The 11175-nt window shown below is 72.2% G+C and carries 11 protein-coding genes; all 11 read left to right on the top strand.

Annotation, left to right across the window (positions count from 1 at the left end; genetic code table 11):
- Positions 1–255: 255 nt before the first annotated feature.
- The 11 genes from mihF (at position 256) to rpe (ending at position 11072) form a co-directional block, all read left to right on the top strand.
- Positions 256–579: an integration host factor, actinobacterial type gene (mihF, locus tag G6028_RS00710; RefSeq protein ID WP_007631925.1), complete on the top strand. Its 324-nt coding sequence runs from the start codon at positions 256–258 to the stop codon at positions 577–579.
- Between the two features lie 7 nt (positions 580–586).
- Positions 587–1192: a guanylate kinase gene (gene gmk, locus G6028_RS00705; protein ID WP_182657705.1), complete on the top strand. Its 606-nt coding sequence runs from the start codon at positions 587–589 to the stop codon at positions 1190–1192.
- Between the two features lie 72 nt (positions 1193–1264).
- Complete coding sequence (gene rpoZ / locus G6028_RS00700; RefSeq protein ID WP_107747549.1) at positions 1265–1549, top strand: DNA-directed RNA polymerase subunit omega; 285 nt, start codon at positions 1265–1267, stop codon at positions 1547–1549.
- Complete coding sequence (coaBC, locus tag G6028_RS00695; protein ID WP_182616196.1) at positions 1546–2826, top strand: bifunctional phosphopantothenoylcysteine decarboxylase/phosphopantothenate--cysteine ligase CoaBC; 1281 nt, start codon at positions 1546–1548, stop codon at positions 2824–2826. The genes rpoZ and coaBC overlap by 4 nt, the downstream gene beginning before the upstream one ends.
- A 58-nt stretch (positions 2827–2884) precedes the next feature.
- The gene (metK, locus tag G6028_RS00690; protein ID WP_182611193.1) at positions 2885–4096 is read left to right on the top strand and encodes a methionine adenosyltransferase; all 1212 of its coding nucleotides are present in this window, start codon (positions 2885–2887) and stop codon (positions 4094–4096) included.
- Between the two features lie 43 nt (positions 4097–4139).
- On the top strand, positions 4140–6185 hold the full coding sequence (locus G6028_RS00685; protein WP_182657703.1) for a primosomal protein N': 2046 nt from the start codon (positions 4140–4142) through the stop codon (positions 6183–6185).
- Positions 6186–6266: 81 nt separating this feature from the next.
- A complete protein-coding gene (gene def, locus G6028_RS00680; RefSeq protein ID WP_179525343.1) occupies positions 6267–6821 on the top strand; it encodes a peptide deformylase in 555 nt (184 codons plus the stop codon).
- Between the two features lie 2 nt (positions 6822–6823).
- Positions 6824–7756 (top strand): methionyl-tRNA formyltransferase, encoded by a 933-nt coding sequence (fmt, locus tag G6028_RS00675; protein ID WP_182657718.1) that lies wholly within the window; start codon positions 6824–6826, stop codon positions 7754–7756.
- Positions 7757–7935: 179 nt separating this feature from the next.
- Positions 7936–9342 carry an RsmB/NOP family class I SAM-dependent RNA methyltransferase gene (locus G6028_RS00670; RefSeq protein WP_182657701.1) on the top strand — a complete coding sequence of 469 codons (1407 nt, stop codon included), beginning with the start codon at positions 7936–7938 and terminating at the stop codon, positions 9340–9342.
- Positions 9343–9348: 6 nt separating this feature from the next.
- Positions 9349–10287 carry an alpha/beta hydrolase gene (locus G6028_RS00665; RefSeq protein WP_182657699.1) on the top strand — a complete coding sequence of 313 codons (939 nt, stop codon included), beginning with the start codon at positions 9349–9351 and terminating at the stop codon, positions 10285–10287.
- A gap of 116 nt (positions 10288–10403) precedes the next feature.
- Positions 10404–11072 (top strand): ribulose-phosphate 3-epimerase, encoded by a 669-nt coding sequence (gene rpe / locus G6028_RS00660; protein WP_179525340.1) that lies wholly within the window; start codon positions 10404–10406, stop codon positions 11070–11072.
- Positions 11073–11175: the final 103 nt, after the last annotated feature.

The raw sequence follows: 11175 nt of genomic DNA, 5'->3' as shown, positions 1-11175 counted from the left end.
CCACGCCGGGCCCCGCGCGACGACGAGGCCATCCGGCCGCGTACTGTTGCTGAGGTCATCAGGCCCGACGCCGTGCCGGTCTCCCGCGAGGGGGGCGGAATCGCCCGGGTACGGTGAGCACGAGGGAGCGCCCGCTCCCGGCACGAGCCGCAGCCCGCGGACGCGCCGGGGTCGGTCACCGCACACCACACGTGGATGTCCTACGGTGGACACCCGCGTGAGTCATGAGACACACACGAACGAGACGGAGGAATTGTGGCCCTTCCCCAGTTGACCGATGAGCAGCGTGCAGCTGCTCTGGAGAAGGCGGCTGCCGCCCGTCGCGCCCGGGCTGAGCTCAAGGAGCGCCTGAAGCGTGGTGGCACCGACCTCAAGCAGGTGCTCAAGGATGCCGAGAGCGACGAGATCCTCGGCAAGATGAAGGTCTCGGCGCTGCTCGAGGCCCTGCCCAAGGTCGGTAAGGTCAAGGCTCAGGAGATCATGACCGAGCTGGAGATCGCACCGACGCGTCGCCTGCGTGGTCTCGGAGACCGCCAGCGCCGCGCACTGCTCGAGCGGTTCGACTTCACGGTCGACTGATCGACGCATGAACACACCGTCATCCGGGGTCTCGTCCCCGGAAGCGACGGCGAAGAGGGGCCGGCTGATCGTCTTGGCCGGCCCCTCCGCCGTCGGCAAGTCAACCGTCGTGGCACGGCTGCGTGACCGCGTGCCGGACCTCTACTTCAGCGTCTCCATGACCACCCGGGACCCACGTCCCGGCGAGGTCGACGGGCGCGACTACCACTTCGTCAGCGCCGAGCAGTTCCGCGAGGCCGTCGACCAGGGACGGATGCTCGAGTGGGCCGAGATCCACCGGGGCCTCCAGCTCTCGGGCACCCCGGCCGACCCGGTCCGCCGCGCCCTCGAGGAGGGCCGGCCGGTCCTCATCGAGGTCGACCTCGCCGGCGTCCGGCAGATCCGTGAGTCCATCCCCGAGGGACGTACCGTGTTCCTGTCCCCGCCGTCGTGGGAGGAACTCGAGCTCCGTCTCCGCGGCCGGGGTACCGAGCCGCACGAGGTCGTCACCCGCAGGCTCGAGACGGCGAAGGTCGAGATGGACGCCCGCGGGGAGTTCGACGAGGTCGTCGTCAACGACGAACTCGAGGTCGCGGTCGACGAGTTGGTATCATTGCTGGTCGGCCAAGACTGACGCCGAATCCGACGCGAGAGCACCACCCCAGGCCAGAGCACCACCCAGGCTGTACCCAGAGGAGAACCCATAGTGGCCACCATCGAAGCCGCAGCGGCAGCCCCGTTGTACGACACCCCGATCGGCATCACCAACCCCCCGATCGACGAGCTCCTCGAGCGGGCGTCCTCCAAGTACGCCCTGGTGATCTTCGCCGCCAAGCGCGCCCGGCAGATCAACTCGTACTACAACCAGATCGAGGAGGGCATCCTCGAGTACGTCGGTCCCCTGGTCGACCCCGGTCTGCATGAGAAGCCGCTGACGATCGCGCTGCGCGAGCTCCATTCCGACCTGCTCGACTGCGCCGAGGGAGAGTGACCCACTCCGGGGGCGACGTGCGGCGCACGCGCGTCGTCGTCGGGGTCGGCGGCGGAATCGCCGCCTACAAGGCCTGTGGCCTGATCAGGCTCCTCACGGAGTCCGGGTGCCACGTCGACGTGGTCCCCACCGAGGCGGCCCTGCGGTTCGTCGGGTCCGCCACCTTCGAGGCACTGTCGGGGAACCCGGTCTCCACCGGGGTGTTCTCGGACGTGCCGTCGGTCCGCCACGTCGCCCTCGGGCAGCGGGCGGACCTCGTCGTGGTCGCCCCCGCGACGGCCGATCTGCTCGCGCGGGTCGCCTCCGGGCGCGCGGACGACCTGCTCACCTCCACTCTTCTGACCGCGCGGTGCCCCGTGCTGCTCGCGCCGGCGATGCACACCGAGATGTGGGAGCACCCGGCGACGAGGCGCAACGTCGACACCCTCCGGGGCGACGGCGTGCACGTCATGCCGCCCGCATCCGGGAGACTCACCGGGGCCGACACCGGCGCCGGCCGCCTGCCCGAGCCGGCCGATATCGCGCGTCTCGCGAGACTGCTGCTCGACGGCGGCGGCCTCCCGTGGGACCTGGCCGGCAAGCGGGTCGTGGTGACGTCCGGTGGTACCCGCGAGGAGATCGATCCGGTGCGGTTCCTCGGCAACCGCAGTTCCGGGAAGCAGGGACACGCGATCGCCGCTGTCGCGGCGGCGAGGGGAGCGAGGGTCACGCTCGTGACCTCCTCCGACCTGCCGGTGCCGGCGGCCGTGGAGGCGATCCACATCGACTCCGCCCGCGAGCTACGCGACGCCACCTTCGCCGCCGCGGCCGAGGCGGACGTGGTCATCAAGGCCGCGGCGGTGGCCGACTTCCGCCCGACGGACGTGTCGTCCTCCAAGCTCAAGAAGGGCACCGGATCCGAACCGGCCGAGATCCGGTTGGAACGCAATCCGGACATCCTCGCCGAGCTCGTCGCGGGCCGCGGGTCCGGGGACGTCCCCGCGGGCTGCATCCTGGTCGGGTTCGCCGCCGAGACCGGCGACTCCTCGGGATCGGTCCTCGACCACGGCCGGGCGAAGCTCGCCCGGAAGGGGTGCGACCTCCTCGTCGTCAACGAGGTCGGTCGCGGCACCACTTTCGGGCAGGACGTCAACGGCGGGTGGATCCTGGACTCCGCGGGCGGGGAGACGCCGGTGGACAGGGCGAGCAAAGATCTCCTAGCCAGCCGGATCCTCGACGCCGTGGTGTCCCGGGCCGCGGCCCCATCCGCGCGAACCACCACGGACCGCACCGACTAGTCTGTCCCCACGCGATCGACCGATCACACGCATCCGGCACCAGGAAGAGAGAACCACTGTGACGCAGGCACGTCGGCTGTTCACCAGCGAGTCCGTGACCGAGGGGCATCCGGACAAGATCTGTGACGCGATCTCGGACGCCATCCTGGACGCGATGCTGACGCAGGACCCCGAAGCCCGTGTCGCCGTGGAGACCATGGTGACCACCGGGATGGTGCACGTGGCCGGCGAGGTCAAGACGAGCGGCTACGTGGAGATCCCGCAGCTCATCCGCGAGAAGATCGTGGAGATCGGATACGACTCCTCCGACAAGGGTTTCGACGGCGTCTCCTGTGGTGTGTCGATCTCGATCGGGCAGCAGTCCCCCGAGATCGCCCAGGGCGTGGACACGTCGCACGAGGCACGGACCTCCGCCGACCCGGTCGAGGACGCGATCGCCCGACAGGGCGCCGGCGACCAGGGCCTGATGTTCGGTTACGCGTGCTCGGACACCCCTGAGCTCATGCCGCTGCCCATCGCTCTGGCACACCGCCTGTCACGCCGGCTGACCGAGGTCCGCAAGGACGGCACGTTGGCCTACCTGCGCCCGGACGGCAAGACCCAGGTGACCATCGAGTACGACGGCGACCGCGCGGTACGCCTGGACACGATCGTCATCTCGACGCAGCACGCACCCGAGATCGATCTGGAGACGACGCTGCGCGACGACCTCACCGAGCACGTCATCGGGCCGGTCCTCGCCGAGGCCGCGGCCGGTATCGAGACCGGCGAGTTCCGCCTCCTGGTCAACCCGACCGGACGGTTCGTGCTCGGCGGCCCGATGGGCGACGCCGGCCTGACCGGACGCAAGATCATCGTCGACACCTACGGCGGCATGGCCCGCCACGGTGGCGGCGCGTTCTCCGGAAAGGACCCGTCCAAGGTCGACCGCTCCGCGGCGTACGCCATGCGGTGGGTCGCCAAGAACATCGTCGCCGCCGGCCTGGCCGAGCGGGTCGAGGTCCAGGTCGCCTACGCCATCGGCAAGGCCGCCCCGGTCGGGCTGTTCGTCGAGGCGTTCGGGACCGAGAAGGTCGACATCGCGGCCCTGCAGGAGGCCGTCACAGAGGTGTTCGACCTGCGTCCCGGCGCGATCATCCGCGACCTGGACCTCAAGCGTCCGATCTACGCCGGGACGGCCGCCTACGGTCACTTCGGCCGGACCGATCTGGACCTCCCCTGGGAGAGGACCGACCGCGTCGACGAACTCAAGCGGGCCGTCGGGCACTGACGACCGTCCCGGTTGTCGGAGCGGGGTGCGAGAATCCGAGACCGTGACCACGACGCGCCCAGCGGCCCGGGTCGCGGCGGCCACGGCCCCCGTGGCCCGGGTCCTGCCCCTGCTCGGGGTTCCGCATCTGGACCGGGAGTTCGACTACCTGGTCCCGGAGTCCCTGGCCGACCAGGCGGTACCCGGTACCCGCGTCCGCGTGCGGTTCGCCGGCCGCCTCGTCGACGGGTACCTCGTGGAGCGCTCGGACGAGACGCATCACCGCGGGGAGCTCGCGTGGCTCGAGCGCGTCGTCTCGCCGGAGCCCGTGCTCACACCGCAGTTGCTCCGGCTGGTCGACCTGGTCGCGCGACGGTGGGTGGGCATGCGCTCGGACGTCCTGCGACTGGCGATCCCCCCGCGGCACGCCGCGGCCGAGAAATCGGTGCCGGACCGCGAACCACCGCTGGGTGTGACGGAGGGCCCGGTCGAGATCCCGGTCGGCTGGTCCGACCACCCGATGGTGACGCGGTTCCTCGACGCGGCGACCGGGGGGGTCCCGGCCCGGGCCGTCTGGACCGTGCCGCCCGGACGGGACTGGGCGCGCGCACTCGCCGCCCTGGCGGACTCGGTCAGGCGGAGGGGCCTGCAGGTGTTGCTGATCGTCCCGGACCAGCGGGACGTCGACCGGTTGACCGCGGAGTGTCGGCAGATCGTGGGCGGGGGAGCCACGGGGCGGGACCTGGTGGTCGACCTGTCCGCGGGGATCGGCCCCTCGGCTCGGTACCGACGGTGGCTGCGGGCGGTCCGCGGGCACGCCCGGATCGTGGTGGGGACCCGCAGCGCCGTGTTCGCACCGCTCCCGGAGCCGGGTCTGATCGTGCTGCACGACGACGGCGACGACTCGTTCGTGGAGCCCCGCGCCCCCTATCCGCACACCAGGGAGGTCGCCGCACAGCGGTCCGTGCTGGACGGCACCCCGTTGCTGCTGAGCTCGGTGGATCGGACCCCGGAGGTGGCCGAGTACGTGCGGTCGGGGTGGGCACACGAGATCCGGCCCGAACCCGGGCTCGTCCGGGCGCTCGCCCCGCGCGTCGTCGCGTTCTCCGACGCGGATCCGACCCAGGCCCGTGATGTGGCCGGCGGGCGCACCCGGTTGCCCGCGGTGGCGGTGACGATGGCCCGGGAGGCCGTCGACGTGGACGCCCCGGTGCTCGTCCAGGTCCCGAGGAAGGGGTACATCCCGACCCTGCTGTGCGGGTCGTGTAGGACACCGGCCCGGTGTCGCCGGTGCAACGGTCCGCTCCGCGCGGGGCGGATGGATGCGGTGTACGGCCCCGTGGATCTCGCCTGCGGCTGGTGCGGAGCCCCGGAGCCGGGTTTCCGGTGCGTGGCCTGCGGGTCGCGGGCCCTGCGCGCGGGTGTCGTGGGCGCGGGCCGGACGGCCGAGGAGCTCGGCCGGATGTTCCCCGGGGTCAGGGTGCGGACGAGCGGGGGCGGGGAGATCCTCGACACCGTTCCCGCCGCCCCCGCCATCATCGTGTCCACTCCCGGGGCCGAACCGGTCGCCGAGGGTGGATACGGAGCGGCGCTGCTCCTGGACTCGTGGGCCCTGCTGGGACGCCCGGATCTCCGAGCGGTACAGAACGCCCTTCGGCACTGGGTGGGCGCCGCCTGCCTGGTCCGCCCGGCCGCCGACGGGGGCCGTGTGTTCCTGTCGGCGGATTCCGGGTCCCCGGTCGCGCAGGCCCTGGTGCGGTGGGACCCCCAGGGGTGGGCCGAACGCGAACTCGCGGACCGCGCCGAGGTGGGGTTCCCGCCCGCCGTCCACATGATGGCGGTGGACGGCCCGGCCTCCGCGCTGGCCGAGATCCTCGACGAGCTCCGGATCCCTGACGAGGTGGAGGTGCTCGGGCCCGTCGACCTCCCCCCGGGGGAGGAGTTGCCCGGACACGACGGCGTGGAGGACCCCGAGCGGGTGTTGCTCCGCGTCCCGCCACCGCTGCTCGGAGCGGTCTCCACCGAACTACGGGCGGTCGTGGTGGCGCGGTCGGGACGGCGGAACGCCGACCCCGTCCGGGTCCGGCTCGACCCGGTACACATCGGCTGACCGGCCCGTGCGGTGGGTTGCCCGGAGAACACCTAGAATGGGCGTTTCCCGTATCCCCGTCCGCGAGGAGTTCAGATACGCATGGCCGTCCATCCCGTCCGGCTCTTCGGTGATCCCGTCCTGAGGACCCCGACCGATCCCGTCACCTCGTTCGACGACAGGTTGGCGCGCATCGTGGCCGACCTCATGGACACGGTCCGCCACGAGGACGGAGCCGGGTTGGCCGCTCCCCAGATCGGCGTGTCCACCCGGGTGTTCGTCTACACCTGTGGAGGCCGCGAGGGCCACCTCGTCAACCCGGAGTGGGAACCGATCGGGGACGAGAGGACTCACGTCAACGAGGGGTGCCTGTCGATCCCCGGGGTCTCCGAACCCACCGAACGCTACGCGCGTGTCGTGGCGCGCGGCGTCGACGTGCACGGAGAGCCGGTGCGTCTCGAGGCCGAGGGGATCCTCGCGCGCGCCGTGCAGCACGAGACCGACCACCTCGACGGGATCCTGTTCCTCCAGCGCCTCACCCCGGACCGGCGGCGCTCGGCGATGGCCGGGATACGGTCGTCCGGATGGTTCGGTAGCGACGCCATCAGCGCCGGGGTCGTCTACGACCGACTCGCCGACGCGATGGCGGTGAGGTGACGGTGCGACTCGTCTTCGCCGGCACCCCGCAGGCGGCCGTCCCCTCGCTCGAGGCCCTGCTGACCTCAGGCCGACACGACGTGGTGGCGGTGGTCTCCCGTCCCGATGCCCGGACCGGTCGCGGCCGGAGCCTGTCCCGCAGTCCCGTGGCCGCGGCCGCCGACGCCGCGGGGATCGAGGTCCTCACGCCGCCGAACGCCCGCGACCCGCAGTTCGCCGAGCGCCTCCGTGACCTCGCACCCGACGCGGTGCCGGTGGTGGCCTACGGGCACTTGGTGCCGCGACCCGTCCTGGACATCCCCGCACACGGCTGGGTGAACCTCCACTTCTCGCTGCTGCCGGCGTGGCGGGGTGCCGCACCGGTCAACGCCGCCATCGAGGCGGGAGACGAGGTGACCGGCGCCACGACCTTCCGTCTCGACGAGGGGATGGACACCGGTCCGGTGCTCGGCACGATGACCGAGATCATCCTCCCGCGCGACACCGCCGGGGACCTGCTCGCCCGGCTGTCGGTGTCCGGCGCGGGACTGCTCCTGGCCACCCTGGACGCCCTGGAGACGGGCGAGCTCCGCGCAGTCCCGCAGCCGACCGACGGGATCTCCCGGGCGGGGAAGATCACCGTCGACGACGCGCGGGTCCGCTGGACCGATCCGGCACTGGCGGTGGACCGCCACATCCGTTCCGTCACCCCGGCCCCGGGGGCGTGGACGACCTTCGGCGGCGAGCGGGTCAAGATCGGTTCCACGTCGCCGTCCGGGGAGGGAGCACCGACCCTGGCCCCCGGGCGGATCCTGTGGGACAAGCACACCTTCCTCGTCGGCACGGCCACCGCTCCCGTCGCGGTGGCCACTCTCCAGCCACCCGGCAAGAAGATGATGAACGCCGTCGACTGGGCACGCGGGGCCCGACTCGACGACGGGGCGGAGTTCTCATGAGTGCCCACGGCGGAGGGGGCCGCGGCCCCGGAGGCGGCGGTCGGCAGGGTGATGGCCGGCGGGGCGGCGGTCGGCAGGACACCGGCAAGCAGGACGGTGGCCGGCAGAGCAGCGGCCGGCAGAGCAGCGGCTGGTCGGGCGGGCGACGACCGGATGCACCCCGATCCGCCGACCGTCGGATGGACGGGCGAACACCTCGGCAGAGCCGCCCCGATGCCAGGACCGTCGCCCTCGCCGTGATGACGGCGGTGCGCGAACGCGCGGCGTATGCGAACCTCCTGTTGCCGTCCGAGCTCAGGAAGGCGCGACTCGACACCCGGGACGCGGCCCTGGCCACCGAGCTCACCTACGGCACCCTCCGGACACAGGGGTTGCTGGACCGCATCATCGCGGAGGCCGCCGGCCGCCCGGTCGAGGAGATCGACCCCCCGGTCCTGGACCTGGTGCGACTGGGCGCCTACCAGTTGCTGTTCACCCGGATCGGGGCGCACGCGGCCGTCGACACCAGTGTGGAGGCGGCGCGGACGCAGGGGCTGGGCCGGGCCGGGGCGTTCGTCAACGCGGTGCTGCGCAAGGTCTCCGCACAGGACCTGGACGGCTGGGTCGCAGTGCTCCGGAAGGACGTGACGGACCCCGTCGCCCGGCTGGCGGTGGGCACCGCGCACCCGGAGTGGATCGCCCGTGCGTTCGCCGAATCCCTGGGGGCGGACGCAGCGGAGCTGCCCGAGCTGCTGGCCGCCGATGACGCGCGCCCCAAGGTGCACCTGGCGGCACTGCCCGGCGCCATCTCGGCGGAGGAACTCGCGCTGGTGACCGGCGGCACCGAGGGCGTCGTGTCGCCGTACGCGGTCCACCTCGACTCGGGTGACCCCGGGACCCTCGAGGCGGTGCGCGACCGGCTCGCCACGGTGCAGGACGAGGGCAGTCAGGTCGTCGCGATCGCCGCGTCCCGTGCACCGCTCGTCGGCGAGGACGGCGGCCGGTGGTTGGATCTGTGCGCCGGACCCGGGGGCAAGGCCGTCATGCTGGGCGCGTTGGCGGAGATCGAGGGCGCGACGGTGACCGGTGTGGAGGTCTCTGAACACCGTGCCGACCTCGTGCGGGAGGCCACCCGGGACCTTCCGGTGACCGTCCTCACCGCGGACGGCCGGGATCCCGGTCTGGAACCGGGGTTCGATCGAGTCCTCCTCGACGCACCGTGTTCGGGTCTCGGCGCCCTCCGGCGTCGTCCCGAGGCCCGGTGGCGAAAGACCGCCGCCGACATCCCGGGACTGGTGGTGCTCCAGCGGGAGCTGCTGGAATCCGCACTGCGTCTCGTGCGGCCCGGGGGCGTGGTGCTCTACGCGACGTGTTCCCCCCACCTGTCCGAGACGGTGTCTATGATCCGAGAGGCGAACAGGCGCGACGACGTCGAACTCCTCGACGTACGCGAGATCCTCGAGGGGATCGACGGGGCCGCCACCGAGGGCCTCGGAGACGGACCGTGGGTGCAGCTCTGGCCGCACCGCCACGGCACCGACGCGATGTTCATGGCGGGGCTGCGCAGGGTCGCCTCAGACCCCACACCGCCGACACGAGAGGACTGACAGTCGATGCCGTCATCAGACGCGGACCAGGGCCGGGACGACGCGACCTTCCTCTCCGGCGGGACCGGGTGCGCGGCGTGGGTGTACCGCCCGGAGACCTCGTCGGACCCCGGCGGGACGACCGCACCGGCCATCGTCATGGCGCACGGCCTCGGGTGTATCCGCGATCTCCGACTGCCCGCGTACGCCGAGCGGTTCCGCGACGCCGGCTTCGTCGTCGTGGTCTTCGACTACCGGCACTTCGGCGCGAGCGACGGGCAGCCCCGCCAGCTCCTCGACATCGGCCGTCAGCTCGACGACTGGCGGTCCGCGCTCGCCTTCACCCGGTCACTGACCGGCGTCGACCCGGACCGTGTCATCGCGTGGGGCACGTCGTTCTCGGGCGGCCACGTCCTCACGCTCGCCGGAACAGGGGAGCGACTCGCGGGGGTCGTCGCGCAGGTTCCGCACGTCAGCGGGCCGGCCGCGGTCCGGGCGACGCCGCTGCGCTCGGCGGTCAGGCTCACCCCCGCGATCATCGGCGACCTCTGGCGCGCGGCCCGGCGTGGGGAGCCCCGGTACGTCCCGCTGGTCGGTAAGCCGGGGGAGGCCGGTGCCATGACGAGCCCGGACGCCGACCCCGCGGTCGACCGCCTGGCGGCGGACTCCGGACTGGAGCGCGGCGACTTCCCCGAGTACGTCGCAGCCCGGATCCTGGTGCGGATCGGCTTCTATTCTCCGATCCGGCACGCGAGACGGATCGCGTGCCCCGTCCTGGTGCAGATCGCCACCCGGGACGCCATCACTCCCGCGGCGACCGCGCGCCGGGCCGCTCAGCGGATGCCGCGTGGCAGGTATCTGGAGTACCCGTGCGAGCACTTCGACCCCTACGTCGACCCGTACTTCGAGCAGATCGTGGCCGACCAACTCGAGTTCTGTCTCTCGCTGGCGGGTCCGGGCGCCTGATCGTCCGGCCAGCTGAGGGCCCGACTATGTGAAAGCCCGGCTACGTGAGAGCCCGAGGCGGCTCCGGTCCACGCCCTGGGAAGTCCGCTCGCGCCTGCCCGCCTAGACTGGGCGGCATGTCGTACCAGCCGCTCATCGCGCCGTCGATCCTGTCCGCCGACTTCGCCCGCCTGGACAGGGAGATCGAGCGGATCCCCGCCGCGGACTGGATCCACGTCGACGTGATGGACGGCCACTTCGTCCCCAACCTGTCCTTCGGCGCCCCGGTCGCGAAGGCGGTCGGCGAGGTCACCGACAAGCCGATGGACTGCCACCTGATGATCGAGGACCCGGCACGGTGGGTGGGCGACTACGTCGACGCGGGTGCGGCCAGCATCACCTTCCACGTCGAGGCCACCGACGATCCGAGGGCCGTCGCGGACCTGCTGCACTCGCGCGGCTGCCGGGCCGGCATCTCCCTCAAGCCGGGCACGGCCGTGGAGCCGTACCTCGATCTGCTCGAGCACGTCGACCTGGTCCTGGTGATGAGCGTCGAGCCCGGGTTCGGGGGCCAGTCGTTCATGCCGGAGGTGCTCGACAAGGTCCGCACGCTGCGCGCGGAGATCGACCGGCGCGGGCTCGACGTGCTGATCCAGATCGACGGCGGCATCGACTCGCGCACCATCGGGGACGCCGCCTCCGCGGGCTGCGACGTCTTCGTCGCCGGATCCGCCGTCTACGGCGCGCCCGACCCCGACGCCATGATCGAGACCCTGCGCGCGGGGGCGGCGGACGCACGGGCGTGACGATGTCGGATGGGCCGGACGACGGTCGACGGCGCCGTGAGCGCGAGTCCCTGGCCGACGCGCTCGCCCTGTCGCGGTCGTCGCTGGGGGTCACCACACCCAA

This window comes from Dietzia cercidiphylli (assembly GCF_014145145.1).
Classification (GTDB): Bacteria; Actinomycetota; Actinomycetes; order Mycobacteriales; family Mycobacteriaceae; genus Dietzia; species Dietzia natronolimnaea.
Note: the sequence above shows the minus strand (reverse complement) of the source record. Positions and strands in the feature narration are given on the sequence as shown.

Coding starts and splice junctions, on each gene's coding strand:
- gmk (WP_182657705.1), top strand. CDS start 587: ATGAACACACCGTCATCCGGGGTCTCGTCCCCGGAAGCGACGGCGAAG.
- G6028_RS00665 (WP_182657699.1), top strand. CDS start 9,349: ATGCCGTCATCAGACGCGGACCAGGGCCGGGACGACGCGACCTTCCTC.
- def (WP_179525343.1), top strand. CDS start 6,267: ATGGCCGTCCATCCCGTCCGGCTCTTCGGTGATCCCGTCCTGAGGACC.
- rpe (WP_179525340.1), top strand. CDS start 10,404: ATGTCGTACCAGCCGCTCATCGCGCCGTCGATCCTGTCCGCCGACTTC.
- G6028_RS00670 (WP_182657701.1), top strand. CDS start 7,936: ATGGACGGGCGAACACCTCGGCAGAGCCGCCCCGATGCCAGGACCGTC.